Genomic DNA, 14,986 nt, shown 5'->3' with positions numbered 1-14,986 from the left:
GTGATATCCTCAGCAACGGACCCCGCACTTCGCGCCGTTGGCCTTGCCAAGACCTTCACGCTGCACGCCCAGGGCGGCATTGTCCTGCCTGTCTTCGACAATATCGAACTCACGGTCAACGCCGGTGAGTGCGTCTGCCTCGTCGGTCCTTCCGGCGCCGGCAAGTCGACGCTCCTGCGCTCGCTTTACGCCAATTATAAGCCGGATGCCGGCAAGATCCTCGTCGTACATAGGAACGAAACCGTCGATCTCCTCGCCGCCGAACCTTGGGAGGTCGTCGAAATCCGCCGCAGCGCGATCGGCTACGTTAGCCAGTTCCTGCGCGTCATCCCGCGGGTGCCCGCCCTCGACGTCGTCGCGGGCCCCGCCATCGCCAAGGGCATCCCGGCCGACCAGGCCAAGGCGCTCTCCAAAACGCTGCTCACGCGCCTCAACATTCCCGAACGGCTCTGGCCGCTCGCACCAGCCACCTTCTCCGGTGGCGAGCAGCAGCGTGTCAATATAGCCCGCGGCTTCGTCGTCGACTATCCCATCATACTCCTCGACGAACCGACTGCATCCCTCGACGCCGCCAACCGGGCCACCGTCGTCGACCTCATCACCGAAGCTAAGGCGCGCGGGGCAGCGATCGTCGGCATCTTCCATGACGAAGAGGTACGCCGAGCTGTCGCTGACCGGTTGTTTGCGGTCGCCTGATTGCGTGACACGGCTCTGTCGATCAGCATGTGTATCGTACGCCTTGAAAAAATCAGCATTAGCAGCCAAGGTCGCTTTGACAAGATCGAGGTCGATAATAGTTCAAAATGTATCGGAGTCACAGAACAGTTTGGAGGAGTCAGTCAGACGGGGAAGAATAGAAGTTAATATATCTATCTATGTCGTTGAAATTAATACCACCAAATATTATATGGTGACGAAATGTTTTGAAATAGTCCATTTAGCATCTGCTTTTCTGTTGCTGCCCATCCGGATGCAATCGACCAGAGAGATCTTAACTGTATGGTCGACAACGCCGTGAATGGTTAAGTCCAACGATCCTGGGTAAAGCTCATGCTCGACGTCATGCAGCACGAGTTTTGAATCGTATCCGTCCAGTGACAACTCGCCATACACCCCCGCTTGCGAAAAAACTGCGATTATGTACTTTTCGCACCAACCGCTAGATACGGGCTACACGCATGACCGGCGTCGCCCCTACTTTGAGTGCGACCGAGGCTTGCCGGCTTTCTGGCGCGGGTGCTCATCTTTTGGTTTCTGCTTGGCAATCGCCCGCAATTTAGCGTCGAACACTTCCTCTGAATCATCACAGCCCAATTCGCGGGCTGCCTGTTCAAACTTCTGAGATTGCGTTAGGTGTTTCTCATCCGTCATACTAAAAATGTCCTGTTCCGATGACGGACAATTCTTGGGGGGAAACGCAGTGGCAACAACTCGACAGCCGGATTCTATTGAGGTGAATCGAATCTACCTGTATGAGGAAAACCCTCGCCATGAGCCTATGGAATCTCAAGACGAGATTATAGAGTATCTGTGCAAGGATGAACAAGTTTTCAATCTCGCCAGAAGCATTGCGGAAGCCGGGCCAAATCCGCTGCAATTGGTTGGACTCGTTCAGATTCCCGGTTCCGGATCGGCCGCCACAAAAAAGACCTACCAGGTTTGGGAAGGCAACCGACGGGTATGCGCGATCAAACTGCTTAATGATCCGGACCTTGCGCCGCCGCATCTCCGGAAGGATTTTGCCCGGCTATCGTCAACCTCGGGCCATGTTCCGATCAAGAAGCTAAGCGCTGTTGTTTTCGGCGACCATGACGACCTCAAATATTGGATGGGGATCATCCACGATGGCGCGCAGGGCGGCGTTGGTCTGCTTGACTGGGATGCCGCGCAGAAAGCGCGCCACTTCGGGTCAAGTCGCAACAGGGTTGCCCTCGCGGTATTGGATGCCGCCGAAAGCCTAGGCTTCATCTCGAAGGACGAACGCCAAGGCAAGCTGACGACAGCGCAACGTTTCCTGAACAGCAGCATTGTGCGAGAGGCGATCGGCATCGACTCAAGCAGCCCTGACGATGTGACGTACACTCGACCGTCCGACGACATAAAGAAGCAGCTCGCTCGGTTCGTTGATGATCTCAAAGAAGGCGAAAAGATAAATTCACGTCGGAATCGTGCGCAGATCGATACCTACGGCCGCAAGCTGGCGGCCAGTTCGGATATCACCGGCGAGCGCACCGAGCCCATTTCGCTGAAAACAATCACGCCGGCCGTGGTGAAAAGCCGCCGGAAAGCCCAGCCCCAGAAGCCGCGGCCCGTATCCCATCTGGAATACGAAAAGGGCCTTGCAAAGGCTCTTGAGGACAACACAAATTCCAAGCTTGAGGCACTCTACTATTCGATTTGCGCGGTGCACGTCGAACATACGTTGCTCCTGACGATTGGCGTGTGGGCATTTGTTGAATCGCTGGCGGCCCTCGCAGGCAAGAATGCGGACACTGATTTCAACGCATTCTTCAGCAATCAAAGGATGTCAGACTTGGGCCTCGCAAGCGGCAGGGCACTCAATCCGATCCGCGATGCGTTGATGCGTATTGCCCGCAACGGAAACGCAACCAAGCATCATCAGACATCGGCGAATTTTGACAGGTTGCAACTCGCGAACGATCTGGCGACGATTACGCCATTGTTGACCAAAACGGCCGAATCCATAAAGCCGCGAAAATAGCTATGGCCGTGGCGAAACGAACTCGCTAAAATCCCCCATCATTTCAAAGTGAAGGGTCGTTTGCGATATGCCTTTGGCAACCTCACCGCTGCGCTATCCGGGCGGAAAAGCTCCACTGACGGGACTTGTGTCCCAAATCATCCGTCTGAACAAATTGCAGTACGGGCACTATGCGGAACCCTATGCCGGGGGATGCGGGCTGGCGCTCGGCTTGCTTTACGGCGGCTACGTCAGCGACATTCACATCAACGACATCGACCGCGGAATATGGGCGTTTTGGAATGTCGTCCTCAACCAAACAGACGATTTCATCGACTTGATGAATCGAACGCCTGTCACGCTCGACGAATGGCGTCGAAGACGTGAAATGCAACGAAATCAGCGCGGCCTATCACCACTAGAAATAGCCTTCACCACGTTCTTCCTGAATCGAACAAATCGCTCCGGAATCATCAAGAACGCAGGGGTTATCGGTGGCCTCGGTCAGGTAGGCGACTACAAGATTGATTGCCGCTTCACCAAGAGCGAATTAGAGCGGCGAATTAGGCGAGTGCAAAGATACCGGGACCACATCCACCTGCACAGAAAGGACGCGCTAGACTTCCTCAAGCACGTCGAACGAAACCTCCCCGAACGCACATTCCTTTGCATCGATCCGCCGTACTTCAAAAAAGGCTCGACCCTCTATACGAGCTTCTACGATCCCGAGGACCATGCAGCGGTCGCGACGAAAATCCTGGGCCTCGATAGGCCTTGGATAATCACCTACGACCGCTGCGACGAAATAAGCGCTCTCTACAAGACGCGCAGGCAGTATGAGATTTCTCTCAACTACTCGGCTCAGGTAAAGCGCGTTGGCTCGGAACTTCTCGTCGTATCCAAGGGCCTTAAAGTGCCCGACGAGCTTCGAGACGCACAGGTTCACAAACCTCAATACCGAAGCGCCGCCTAGCGGTGCTTCCGCTTCATCGCCTCCCAAAGCTCGCGCGGTGTGAGCCGGCGCTTAGGCTGTGGTGACGTCAGGCCTGCGATAGGTCAGGCGCTTTCCGCCGAGCCCCTTGGCGAGCTTTTCAGCCCGGGCAACATCGTCAACGCCCAACGCCACGCGGTTGTTGTAGCGGAAGTCAAATTCCGCCGTAACCGCTGTTCTCAGGCCACGGCCTTGAGTGGCGCGGGGGCATACGCCCAGGGCAGCAGGTAGTCGAGCTGGCTTTGCGGATGGCCTGCGACGATGCGGGTGATGACGTCGGCGAGGTAGGCGTACGGGTCGAGGCCGTTGAGTTTCGCGGTTTCTACGAGCGAGGCGATCGTCGCCCAGTGCTCTCCACCGCCGTCGGAACCGGCGAAGAGCGCATTCTTCCGATTGAGGGCGATTGGCCTGATCGAGCGTTCGACGACGTTGGAGTCGATCTCGACGCGGCCGTCGTCGAGGAAGCGACCAAGCCCAGCCCAGCGCGACAGCGGGTAGCGGATTGCTTCGGCGAGCTTGCTCTTCTGGCTGACCAGCGCGAGTTTCCCGCGCAGCCACGGCTCGAGGGCGTCGATGATGGGTCGGCTTCTCTGCTGGCGAGCAGCGCAGCGCTCCTCCGCCGGGCGGCCCCGGATCTCGCTCTCGATCTTGTAGAGCTCGCCGATGCGCTGGAGCGCCTCTGTCGCGATCGGCGCGGGCCCGGACTGGGCCAGTTCGTAGAAGCGGCGACGGACATGGGCCCAGCAGAAGGCCAGGCTCACGGCATTGCGCTCGGCCAACGCCCGGTATCCCGCGTAGCCGTCGACTTGCAGAATCCCGACGAAGCCCTGAAGGTGCCGCAGTGGCTGCTCGGCCTTTCGATCGGGCGCATAGAGATAGGCGACGCCGGGCGGATCGATCCCGCCCCAGGGGCGATCGTCGCGTGCATAGGCGAACAGTTGGCCCGTCTTGGTGCGGCCGCGCCCGGGATCGAGCACCGGCGCCGTGGTCTCGTCGGCGAAGAGCTTCCCGGACGCCTTCAGCCGCTCGAACAACCGCTCGTGGATGGGGCGGAGCAGGAAAGCCGCCTTGCCGACCCAATCGGCAAGCGTTGAGCGATCCAGGTTCACGCCTTGGCGGGCGTAGATTTGCGCCTGGCGATACAGGGGAAGATGGTCGGCGTACTTGGAGACCAGCACATGGGCGACGGTCGCCTCAGTCGGGATGCCGCCCTCGACGAGCCGCGACGGAGCCGGCGCCTGCACTACAATCTCCTCGCAGCTCCGACAGGCATACTTCGGCCGGCGCGTGACGATGACGCGGAATTGGGCCGGCACGATGTCGAGGCGCTCGGAACGATCCTCGCCCATGACGTGCAGCATCCCCTTGCAGCACGGGCAGATATAGTCGGGAATGTCGATGATCTGCTCGATACGCGGCAGATGCGCGGGCAGTGATCCACGGTTGGCGCGGCGCTTCCTGGCGCGAGCCTCGCGCTTGGCAGTATCGGCGGTGTCCTCCGCGGCGAAGCCTTCAGCCTCGATCTGCTCGGCCTCTTCAAGGCCCAGCAGCAGCTGGTCGACCGGCAGGCTCTCTGCTCTGCGGCCGAAGCGGTGGCGCTGCAGTTCCTTGATGATCTGGCGCAGCCGCTCGTTCTCGGCGCGCTCCGCCGCCAGCATCGCCTGAAGCGCGATCGGATCGTTGGTCTGAGGCTCGGCCGGGTTGCTCACAAGGCCGATTCAATCATGCATTCCAATGCTTTGCCAGCGCCTCTAGCCTCCCATGGAATCAACTTGCCGCGACCGGCGCGCGCGTCTCGCGGGCGTCATGCACGCGCCGCCAATCCAACCCTTCCAGGAGCGCCTGCAATTGCGCCGCCGACAACCTCACCACGCCATCGGTGATGGCAGGCCAGCAGAACTTCCCGTCTTCCAGACGCTTCGCCAGCAGGCACACGCCGGTGCCGTCGAAGTACACCAGCTTGACCCGGTCGGCGCGCTTGGCCCTGAAGACGTAGACCGCGCCAGAGAACGGATCGGCGCCCATCGTCTCGCGCACCAGCGCCGCCAGGCCCTCGGCCCCCTTGCGGAAGTCCACCGGCTTCGTCGCGACCATCACCTTGACCACACCCGTCGGCCCGATCACGACGGCGCCTTCAGCGCACGGATCACCGCCGCCACTGTCCTGGCGTCGGCGCCACGACCGACCCGCATGGCGACGCCGTCAATCTCCAGCTCTATCACGCCGGTTTCTCGCGCGGCCTTCCGCTTCCGTGTCGATCTCGCGCGCTTCCCCGCCGGTTCGGGCTCCTGTGCCGCGACCACCGCTGGAACAAACAACGGCTCCGGTGCTGGCGCATTCGCCAACGGCACCCGCGCGGACCGGCGCCAGGCGAACAGCTGCTGCGGGGACAATGCATGTCGCCGGGCCACTGCGCTCACGGTCTCGCCAGCATCGTAGCTTTCCGCCACGATCCGCGCTTTCTCCTCCGGCAACCAATCGCGCCGCCGTCCAGAACCCGTGAACACCTCGAAACGTCGCGCCGGCTCAGAATCCTTGGACTTAAGCGTAAGCTCTGAAATCGTCATGTGTCGAAGCCCTCAAAGGCTCCGAACATCGCTGCTCACGACCACGCGCGAAAGGTGGTGCCGGTACAGCGCTCACATTCCGCCAGATAGCGGTGCAGGTGCTTCTTGCCGCAGTGCTGGTAAACGCCTTTCATGCCGCGCTTGAAGATCGAAAAATAGCCTTCAATCGTGTTGGTGTGGGTGGATATGGCGAGCGTCGTAGCGAACATACTCCTCCTGTCCATGCCGAACGATGCTGTGTTCAGCAAAGCTCTTGTTGAGGTGGAAATAGTGTCCGGCCTTCGGTCATGACGCGGGCTTCCTTGGCGATGTTCTCTTCCAAGTTTGGAGTTATGGTCGCCGGCTTCAGGTCGTCCACGACCATACTGCGCGTTTGGCCGGTCTCGCGGTCGAGCAGCGAAAGCACTTTCATCTTGTGATGGTAGGCGCGCTTCTTTGCTTTTCCGGGCTCGCGACCGATGAAAGTCTCGTCAGCCTCCACAAAGCCGCCACCGCCGCCAATCCGCGCCAGTGAACCGTCACGCATTGCCTCACGGATACGGTGCGCCAGAAACCATGCGCTCTTGTACTGGATCTCAAGGATGCGGTGCAGTTGGTGCGAGCTGATCCCCTTCTTGGAGGAGACCATCAGGTGCACCGCCTGCAACATTTTGTTCAAAGGAATGCGGCCGTTCTCGAACACAGTCCCGACCTTTGCCGTGAACTGCTTCCGGCAATGGCGGTCTTTGCACTTCCAAACGCCAACTCGGGTAGCCTGACCTTGCAACTTGGTAGCGTTGTTGATCGTGCCGCAGTGCGGACATACCGGCTCGCCCCTCCAGAGCACCTCCTCAAGGTGCTCGAAAGCGGCTGCTTCATCATGAAAATAAGGCTTGGAAAAGATAGACATGGCAACCCTGATATATAGTTCACGATACCTATTGAGGCTTGGTTTGTAAAGTACATAATCGCCAAAAAATTGGGTGCGCTGGAGTATATGGGCCAAGCCTGGGCTGATCGGGCGAGGCGAGGAGGATTTGCGTCACGCCTCGCTGCAGGATTTCCGGTACGAGTGAAATCCCCACCGGATTGGAATTTGGCCCGCTGCTACGGTGGCGGGTCTTGTCAATCCAGCCAGACAGGCTAGCCGCTGCCTTTCAACCGCTTATGCATCTTCTCGTACTCTGCACTTGGTCGCATGCCATATCGTGAGCGGAGTTTGGACGATATTTCCAGCGCCCGACGTCCCAGCATCCGAGTAGCATCGTCGAAGTCGAAGGGGTTGCCTTCGTAGACGCGTGCGTAAGCCGCCTCTGATTCCGCGATCTTGCTGGACGTCATAAAGGACAAGACCGCATCCGCCAAAATCGGATCCACTGAACGCCAATCAATATCCTCCGGAATGACAGGCGCCGGTGGAAGGGACTCCGAATAGGCCTCCTCGGCCATATGAAAATGGCCCTCGCTCATATTGGCATTGTTCCAGCAATCTGCGGCGTAGCTTTCAAAGGCGATCGCGCACCGCATCGCCGCGTATCGCGCTGACCGCTTTTCGGACCAACGCTCCTTAACGAAATCGGCTACCCAGCCTGCCAAAGCCGAAATTAGCCCTGTCGCGATGATCGCGAGGATGATCTCTTTGCTCGTCCAAACCGCTTCAACAGCCACAGGCACGGGATACTGCTCTCATCGATTTAGTTGCCTACCATCAGCATGCAAGCGGCCAACACTTCGCGGATGGATGTTGTTCCCGTCACGCAGGGTGGGGCGAACGTCGCTGCAACACACGCTTGAATGTCAACGCGGTGGGATTGGTAGTCTTTGCCCGTTGCGGCACTTGTTCCGACGATCAAGTCGTGGACGAAGCCGGCGCGGTTCGAACCTGATGACTTGTTATATTGGTCGCACGTCGAAGTTAACGTCAGACCACCGAAATCGCCGGCCAATGCCGGCAGCGGTGTCAGAACCAACAAGCATCCAGCAATTGAGCCTTTAATCATCGCCCGCTCCCCCCGCCAATAATCGCAGGAAAGAGTTGGCACCGCAATTGAAGCGCACGACTTCGTTGTGACCGCGATGATGGTTCCACGGCAAGCAAGAGCGCCAGGCGTACCGTACCTATCGCCAAAATCGCAACTTTCGCTGTGTCGCTAAGTTCATGAAAAAGTTGGCTCGCTAAGCGGTGGCATACAATTCGTGGGCACCTCGGGTAAATGCCACGAATGACACTCTTCCGTTATCTTAATGATGACGCTCTTTTGATCTTATCCCGCAAATTCCGGTTCCTCTACGAAGCGGCGCTCCTCGATACCTATGAGCGCTTTTCTCTCGTGGTGCGTCCTTCCCCACACCGCAGGAGGTCGTCCACGCAATCTACGGTCTCATCAAGCGAACGCCAGAGCTTGCCGACGACGACGTTGGCGAAAGCCTGCCTGACCTAGTGTCCAAGCTTGGTCGACGCCTGAAGTTCGCAGGCGAGCGAACAAGGCTGCGGAGACAGCGTTGCGGGTCGCGAACGTTGCCTACCAGAAACTGATCCAGTCGGTTGGCTCGAAGACGAAGAACATGGGCCATTCGGAAGTGCGTGGCGAGCCTCGTGACGCTGACGAATCTCTATGTTCACCGAGTTCTACAAGTCGGATCGGCTAACCGGTTACGCCCGCGCCGCCATGGACGAGGGCGTCACGACCACAACCGCTCTTCACCGCTCTGCATGCCCGCGGGTTCTTTCCGTGGAGGCTTCCCGACGCCGGCCCGGAGCAACGTCATCTCGAGGCGATTGCCGGCCTCATCCGACATCTCCTGTCGCCTTTGTCGGGCCCGCGACACAAGTCTATTTAGCCAATTTAATATTTTTGCCAAATGTTAAATAGCTGAAAAGCAATCATAAAATTTCTTCTTCGATCTAACTGGCCGAATTGGCACGAGTTTTGAAACGATCGGTGCGAGGCGGCGGGATCTGCCGACCGGCATTGAAGTCGCGGTAACCGCTATGGATGGAAAGAAGGAAGGAAGCAACATGTCAGGTCTGCGTCAGATCGCATTCTACGGAAAGGGGGGCATCGGCAAGTCCACCACCTCTCAAAATACGCTAGCCGCCCTGGTCGACCTCGGACAGAAAATCCTGATCGTCGGCTGCGACCCCAAAGCCGACTCCACCCGGCTGATCCTGAACGCAAAGGCGCAGGATACCGTTCTGCATCTCGCCGCCCAAGAAGGTTCTGTGGAAGACCTTGAACTCCAGGACGTGCTCAAGATCGGCTACAAAGACATCAAGTGCGTGGAGTCCGGCGGCCCCGAGCCGGGTGTCGGCTGCGCCGGCCGCGGCGTCATCACCTCGATCAACTTCCTCGAGGAGAACGGCGCCTATGATAATGTCGACTATGTCTCCTACGACGTGCTGGGCGATGTGGTGTGCGGCGGCTTTGCGATGCCGATCCGCGAAAACAAGGCCCAGGAAATCTACATCGTCATGTCCGGCGAGATGATGGCGCTCTATGCCGCCAACAACATCGCCAAGGGTATCCTGAAATACGCCCATTCGGGCGGCGTGCGGCTCGGCGGGCTGATCTGCAATGAGCGACAGACCGACCGCGAGCTCGACCTCTCCGAGGCGCTGGCCGCCAGACTCAATTCCAAGCTCATCCACTTCGTGCCGCGCGACAACATCGTCCAGCACGCCGAACTGAGAAAGATGACGGTAATCCAGTATGCGCCGGACTCCAAACAGGCAGGGGAGTACCGCGCGTTGGCCGAGAAGATCCATGTCAATTCGGGCCAGGGCACCATCCCGACCCCAATCACCATGGAGGAGCTCGAGGACATGCTGCTCGACTTCGGCATCATGAAGACGGACGAGCAAATGCTTGCCGAGCTTCAGGCCAAGGAAGCGAAATTGGCCGTCGCTCAGTAGCCGCCGCTACCGACAGGGGGCGCCGACCGTGACCTGGCGCCCCTTTGTACGAAACAAGGCCTCGTTGGCGAGGCGTTACCCGAACCTTGAAAGGGGCAGGTCCCATGGGCCTCGACTATGAGAATGACGGCGCTTTGCATGCGAAGCTTATCGAAGACGTGCTGTCCCAATATCCAGACAAGGCGGCGAAGCGTCGCAAGAAGCACCTCAGTGTCGCAACGAGCAAGGACGAGGCCGGCGGGGAGGACAAGGGCCTTTCCGAATGCGACGTCAAATCGAACATCAAATCCATTCCGGGCGTGATGACAATCCGCGGCTGCGCCTATGCCGGCTCCAAGGGCGTGGTGTGGGGTCCAGTCAAGGATATGGTCCACATCTCGCACGGGCCGGTCGGCTGTGGGCAATATTCCTGGTCGCAACGCCGCAACTATTACGTCGGCACGACGGGTATCGACACGTTCGTGACAATGCAGTTCACCTCCGACTTCCAGGAGAAGGACATCGTTTTCGGCGGCGACAAGAAGCTGGAAAAGATCATCGACGAGATCGAGGACCTGTTTCCGCTCAGTGGCGGCATCTCGGTGCAGTCCGAATGCCCGATCGGCCTGATCGGGGACGATATCGAGGCCGTGTCGCGCAAGAAAGCCAAGGAGCACGAAAAGACGATTGTACCGGTGCGCTGCGAAGGTTTCCGCGGCGTTTCACAATCGCTCGGCCACCACATTGCCAATGATGCGATCCGCGATTGGGTCTTCGACAAGGACGATGTCGCGTTCGAGTCCGGCCCATACGACGTCAACGTCGTCGGCGACTACAACATTGGCGGCGATGCCTGGGCCTCGCGAATCCTGCTCGAAGAGATTGGGCTTCGGGTGGTCGGCAACTGGTCGGGCGACGCCACACTCGCCGAAATAGAGCGCGCTCCCAAGGCCAAGCTCAACCTGATCCACTGCTACCGGTCGATGAATTACATCTGCCGGCACATGGAGGAAAAGTACGGCATCGCCTGGATGGAATACAATTTCTTCGGCCCCTCCCAGATCGAGGCCTCTCTGCGCAACATCGCCAAGCATTTCGGCCCGGAAATCGAGGAGAAGACCGAAAAGGTCATCGCCAAATACCGGCCCTTGGTCGATGCCGTCATCGCCAAGTACCAACCGCGCCTCGAAGGCAGGACGGTGATGCTCTATGTCGGCGGGCTACGTCCTCGTCACGTCATCACTGCTTACGAGGACCTCGCTATGGTGATCGTCGGCACCGGCTATGAGTTCGCCCACAACGACGACTATCAGCGCACCGGCCATTACGTGAAAAATGGCACGCTCATCTATGACGACGTCACCGGTTACGAGCTGGAGAAGTTCATCGAAGGCATCCGCCCTGATCTCGTTGGCTCCGGTATCAAGGAGAAGTACCCGGTGCAGAAGATGGGCATCCCGTTCCGCCAGATGCACTCCTGGGACTATTCCGGCCCGTATCACGGCTATGACGGCTTCGCCATTTTCGCCCGCGACATGGATCTGGCCATCAACAACCCGGTCTGGGGTCTCTACCGCGCGCCGTGGAAGAAGATGAAGGACGCACCGCTGAGGGCCGTCGCCGCCGAATGAGGACTGGCCTCCCTGCCAGGCAGGGAGGCCGATAAATGCTCGGGGGCACTCGATCCGCGAGAGGCCCTTCAAGTTTCGATGTCCCTGTGCTGCCGCTTGCCGCAGCCAGATGGAAAAGGTAACCACCATGCCGCAATCGGCCGAAAAAGTTCTCGACCATGCTCCATTGTTCCGCGAGCCGGAATACAGACAAATGCTTGCCGAGAAGAAACTGAATTTCGAATGTCCGCACCCTGATCAGATCGTCACCGATCAACGCGAATTGACCAAGACTTGGGAATACCGCGAAAAGAACCTCGCTCGCGAGGCGCTTGTCATAAACCCCGCCAAGGCCTGCCAGCCGCTCGGTGCGGTGTTCGCGGCCGCGGGCTTCGAGCGCACCATGTCTTTCGTCCACGGTAGCCAGGGCTGCGTTGCCTACTACCGCTCGCATCTGTCGCGACATTTCAAGGAGCCTTCGTCAGCGGTTTCCTCCTCGATGACCGAGGACGCGGCAGTGTTTGGCGGCCTCAAGAACATGGTCGACGGGCTCGCCAATACATACAAGCTCTACGACCCCAAGATGATCGCCGTCTCGACCACCTGCATGGCCGAGGTCATTGGCGACGACCTGCGGAGCTTCATAGAGAACGCCAAGAACGAAGGCTCGGTCCCGTGCGACTTCGACGTGCCTTTCGCTCATACGCCTGCCTTCGTCGGCAGCCATGTCGATGGCTACGACGGCATGGTGAAGGGCGTGCTGGAGCATTTCTGGAAGGGCAGCGAGCGCTCGCAAGCCGCTGGGACCATCAACATCATTCCAGGCTTCGACGGATTCTGCGTCGGAAACAACCGGGAACTCAAGCGCCTCCTCGACCTGATGGGTGTCATTTATACCGTCATTCAAGACGCCTCAGACCAGTTCGACACGCCGTCGGACGGTGAATACCGCATGTATGACGGTGGCACGAAGATCGAAGACGTGAAAGGGGCACTCAACGCGGAGGCGACACTGTCGCTGCAGCATTACAACACCCGCAAGACGCTGGAATATTGCAACGAGGTCGGGCAGGCGACGGCATCCTTCCACTATCCGCTGGGAGTCCAGGCGACCGACGAATTCCTGATGAAGGTCTCAGCGATTTCCGGCCAGGAGATCCCCGAGACGATCCGGATGGAGCGCGGCCGACTGGTTGACGCCATGGCGGACAGCCAGTCATGGCTGCACGGCAAGAAGTACGCAATCTATGGGGATCCGGACTTCGTCTACGCCATGGCCCGCTTCGTCATGGAGACCGGCGGCGAGCCGACACATTGCCTCGCGACCAACGGCACATCGGCCTGGGAGGCCGAGATGAAGGAGTTGCTTGCATCCTCGTCCTTCGGCCAGGATGCCCAGGTCTGGGCGGGCAAGGATCTCTGGGCGATGCGTTCGCTGCTTTTTACAGAGCCGGTGGACCTGCTGATCGGCAATTCCTATGGCAAGTATCTGGAGCGCGACACCGGCACGCCGCTGATCCGGCTGATGTTTCCAATCTTCGACCGGCACCATCACCATCGCTTTCCCCTCATGGGCTACCAGGGTGGATTACGCGTGCTGACGACGATCCTCGACAAGATATTCGACAAGCTCGATCGCGAGACGAGCGAAACGGGCGTGACGGACTATTCCTATGACCTCACCCGCTAAGCCCGTGCCGGCTTTTCGCCGAGGCCGCCAATCGCCCAATGGACTTCGGAGACTGACGCAATGACCTCGCTCAGTGCCAAGATCCAGGACGTTTTCGACGAGCCCGCCTGCGATAACAACCGCGGCAAGGATGCCAAGGCGCGCAAGCAGGGCTGCTCGAAGCCGCTGACCCCCGGGGCGGCAGCCGGCGGCTGCGCCTTTGACGGCGCCAAGATCGTCCTGCAGCCGATCACCGACGTTGCGCACCTGGTCCATGCACCGCTCGCCTGCGAGGGCAATTCATGGGACAACAGAGGCGCAGCCTCGTCCGGGCCAACCCTGTGGCGGACAAGCTTCACAACCGACCTCACCGAACTCGACGTCGTGATGGGGCAGGGCGAGCGGAAGCTGTTCAGGGCGATCCGCGAGATCAAGGAAACATATGCGCCGCCGGCAGTCTTCGTCTATTCGACCTGCGTGACGGCGCTGATCGGCGACGACATTGAGGCCGTGTGCAAACGCGCGGCCGAAAAATTCGGCTTGGCCGTGGTGCCGATCAATGCGCCGGGCTTGGCCGGCTCCAAGAACCTCGGCAACAAACTCGCCGCCGAAGCGTTGCTCGATCATGTCATCGGCACGGTGGAACCCGACGACGCCGGGCCCTACGACATCAACATCCTTGGCGAATTCAACCTCTCCGGCGAATTCTGGCTGGTGAAGCCGCTGCTTGATCGGCTCGGCATCCGGGTGCGCGCCTGCATTCCGGGCGATGCGCGTTACATCGACGTTGCATCCGCGCACCGCTCCCAGGCGGCTATGTTGGTGTGCTCGAGCGCACTGATCAATCTGGCCCGCAAGATGGCGGGGCGCTGGGACATCCCGTTCTTCGAGGGCTCCTTCTACGGCATAACCGATACCTCGGAGGCACTTCGCAACATTGCTGAGCTGCTGGTGAGGAAGGGCGCCGATGCGGAGATCCTCGAGCGCACGGACACGCTGATCGCTGAGCAGGAGGCGATTGCGTGGAAGAAGCTCGAGGCCTACCGCCAGCGGCTTCAAGGCAAGCGCGTGCTGCTCAATACGGGCGGTGTGAAGTCCTGGTCAGTCGTCCACGCGCTGATGGAGATCGGCATGGAGATCGTCGGCACCTCGGTCAAGAAATCCACAGTCGAAGACAAGGAGCGGATCAAGCGGATCCTCAAGGACGAAAACCACATGTTCGAGCAGATGGCAGCGCTCGATCTTTACGCCATGCTCTCAAAACACAAGGCCGACATCATGCTGTCGGGCGGGCGCACGCAATTCATCGCGCTGAAGGCCAAGACACCCTGGCTCGATATCAACCAGGAGCGCCAACATCCTTATGCCGGCTATGACGGCATGGTGGAACTTGTCCGGCAGATCGACCTCGCCATTCATAGCCCGATCTGGGACCAGGTGCGGGAGCCGGCGCCGTGGGATCGCCAGCCTGCTGTGGAGGACAATCTGGCGAGCATGAAGAACGGGACCGCGACTGTGAACGCCTTCAATGAATTTGCTGGCGCGACGGCTCACCGCTTCGGCAACCGTTGAGGAAA

13 protein-coding genes and 2 pseudogenes are annotated in these 14,986 nt (G+C 59.3%); 7 read left to right on the top strand and 8 right to left on the bottom strand.

Annotation, left to right across the window (positions count from 1 at the left end):
- Nucleotides 1–696 (top strand): phosphonate C-P lyase system protein PhnL, encoded by a 696-nt coding sequence (gene phnL, locus A3A9_RS0125190; protein ID WP_224713126.1) that lies wholly within the window; start codon nt 1–3, stop codon nt 694–696.
- Between the two features lie 498 nt (nt 697–1,194).
- On the opposite strand, the gene A3A9_RS45330 is transcribed toward phnL, so the two are convergent.
- Nucleotides 1,195–1,371, bottom strand: coding sequence for a hypothetical protein (locus A3A9_RS45330; protein WP_167334892.1), 177 nt, complete (start codon nt 1,369–1,371; stop codon nt 1,195–1,197).
- 82 nt (nt 1,372–1,453) lie between these two features.
- On the opposite strand from A3A9_RS45330, the gene A3A9_RS41875 reads away from it, so the two are divergent.
- Nucleotides 1,454–2,722, top strand: coding sequence for a hypothetical protein (locus A3A9_RS41875; RefSeq protein WP_152536179.1), 1,269 nt, complete (start codon nt 1,454–1,456; stop codon nt 2,720–2,722).
- A gap of 67 nt (nt 2,723–2,789) precedes the next feature.
- Nucleotides 2,790–3,674 carry a DNA adenine methylase gene (locus tag A3A9_RS0125175; protein WP_027033204.1) on the top strand — a complete coding sequence of 295 codons (885 nt, stop codon included), beginning with the start codon at nt 2,790–2,792 and terminating at the stop codon, nt 3,672–3,674.
- Between the two features lie 51 nt (nt 3,675–3,725).
- Here the strand turns inward: A3A9_RS0125175 and A3A9_RS44245 are convergent.
- The 7 genes and pseudogenes from A3A9_RS44245 to A3A9_RS44240 form a co-directional block, all read right to left on the bottom strand.
- Nucleotides 3,726–3,857, bottom strand: a pseudogene (locus A3A9_RS44245) (IS1595 family transposase); the annotation flags it as partial.
- 14 nt (nt 3,858–3,871) lie between these two features.
- Complete coding sequence (tnpC, locus tag A3A9_RS0125165) at nt 3,872–5,350, bottom strand: IS66 family transposase (protein WP_106406564.1); 1,479 nt, start codon at nt 5,348–5,350, stop codon at nt 3,872–3,874.
- Nucleotides 5,351–5,459: 109 nt separating this feature from the next.
- Nucleotides 5,460–5,786: an IS66 family insertion sequence element accessory protein TnpB gene (gene tnpB / locus A3A9_RS0125160; protein WP_224690299.1), complete on the bottom strand. Its 327-nt coding sequence runs from the start codon at nt 5,784–5,786 to the stop codon at nt 5,460–5,462.
- A 26-nt stretch (nt 5,787–5,812) separates the two neighbouring features.
- Complete coding sequence (gene tnpA, locus A3A9_RS0125155) at nt 5,813–6,259, bottom strand: IS66-like element accessory protein TnpA (protein WP_027033206.1); 447 nt, start codon at nt 6,257–6,259, stop codon at nt 5,813–5,815.
- A 77-nt stretch (nt 6,260–6,336) separates the two neighbouring features.
- Nucleotides 6,337–7,148, bottom strand: a pseudogene (locus tag A3A9_RS41310) (IS1595 family transposase); the annotation flags it as partial.
- Between the two features lie 233 nt (nt 7,149–7,381).
- Nucleotides 7,382–7,912 carry a hypothetical protein gene (locus A3A9_RS0125145; RefSeq protein WP_152536178.1) on the bottom strand — a complete coding sequence of 177 codons (531 nt, stop codon included), beginning with the start codon at nt 7,910–7,912 and terminating at the stop codon, nt 7,382–7,384.
- 20 nt (nt 7,913–7,932) lie between these two features.
- Nucleotides 7,933–8,238, bottom strand: coding sequence for a hypothetical protein (locus A3A9_RS44240; protein ID WP_152536177.1), 306 nt, complete (start codon nt 8,236–8,238; stop codon nt 7,933–7,935).
- A gap of 1,019 nt (nt 8,239–9,257) precedes the next feature.
- Between A3A9_RS44240 and nifH the strand changes: the two genes are divergently transcribed.
- The 4 genes from nifH (at nt 9,258) to nifE (ending at nt 14,981) form a co-directional block, all read left to right on the top strand.
- Nucleotides 9,258–10,151 carry a nitrogenase iron protein gene (nifH, locus tag A3A9_RS0125135; protein WP_006331760.1) on the top strand — a complete coding sequence of 298 codons (894 nt, stop codon included), beginning with the start codon at nt 9,258–9,260 and terminating at the stop codon, nt 10,149–10,151.
- 104 nt (nt 10,152–10,255) lie between these two features.
- A complete protein-coding gene (gene nifD, locus A3A9_RS0125130; protein WP_027033208.1) occupies nt 10,256–11,761 on the top strand; it encodes a nitrogenase molybdenum-iron protein alpha chain in 1,506 nt (501 codons plus the stop codon).
- 127 nt (nt 11,762–11,888) lie between these two features.
- The gene (gene nifK / locus A3A9_RS0125125; protein WP_027033209.1) at nt 11,889–13,430 is read left to right on the top strand and encodes a nitrogenase molybdenum-iron protein subunit beta; all 1,542 of its coding nucleotides are present in this window, start codon (nt 11,889–11,891) and stop codon (nt 13,428–13,430) included.
- A 60-nt stretch (nt 13,431–13,490) separates the two neighbouring features.
- Nucleotides 13,491–14,981 (top strand): nitrogenase iron-molybdenum cofactor biosynthesis protein NifE, encoded by a 1,491-nt coding sequence (nifE, locus tag A3A9_RS0125120; protein ID WP_027033210.1) that lies wholly within the window; start codon nt 13,491–13,493, stop codon nt 14,979–14,981.
- Nucleotides 14,982–14,986 lie beyond the last annotated feature (5 nt).

The organism is Mesorhizobium loti CJ3sym (assembly GCF_000472785.1).
Lineage (GTDB): Bacteria > Pseudomonadota > Alphaproteobacteria > Rhizobiales > Rhizobiaceae > Mesorhizobium > Mesorhizobium loti_E.
This window is presented reverse-complemented; position numbering and strand designations above follow the sequence as displayed.

What these genes read in the sequence shown, in the direction of transcription:
- A3A9_RS45330 (WP_167334892.1), bottom strand. Translation starts at nt 1,371, where the DNA reads ATGACGGATGAGAAACACCTAACGCAATCTCAGAAGTTTGAACAGGCA.
- A3A9_RS0125175 (WP_027033204.1), top strand. Translation starts at nt 2,790, where the DNA reads ATGCCTTTGGCAACCTCACCGCTGCGCTATCCGGGCGGAAAAGCTCCA.
- tnpC (WP_106406564.1), bottom strand. Translation starts at nt 5,350, where the DNA reads ATGCTGGCGGCGGAGCGCGCCGAGAACGAGCGGCTGCGCCAGATCATC.
- tnpB (WP_224690299.1), bottom strand. Translation starts at nt 5,786, where the DNA reads ATGGTCGCGACGAAGCCGGTGGACTTCCGCAAGGGGGCCGAGGGCCTG.
- tnpA (WP_027033206.1), bottom strand. Translation starts at nt 6,259, where the DNA reads ATGACGATTTCAGAGCTTACGCTTAAGTCCAAGGATTCTGAGCCGGCG.
- A3A9_RS44240 (WP_152536177.1), bottom strand. Translation starts at nt 8,238, where the DNA reads ATGATTAAAGGCTCAATTGCTGGATGCTTGTTGGTTCTGACACCGCTG.
- nifH (WP_006331760.1), top strand. Translation starts at nt 9,258, where the DNA reads ATGTCAGGTCTGCGTCAGATCGCATTCTACGGAAAGGGGGGCATCGGC.
- nifD (WP_027033208.1), top strand. Translation starts at nt 10,256, where the DNA reads ATGGGCCTCGACTATGAGAATGACGGCGCTTTGCATGCGAAGCTTATC.
- nifK (WP_027033209.1), top strand. Translation starts at nt 11,889, where the DNA reads ATGCCGCAATCGGCCGAAAAAGTTCTCGACCATGCTCCATTGTTCCGC.
- nifE (WP_027033210.1), top strand. Translation starts at nt 13,491, where the DNA reads ATGACCTCGCTCAGTGCCAAGATCCAGGACGTTTTCGACGAGCCCGCC.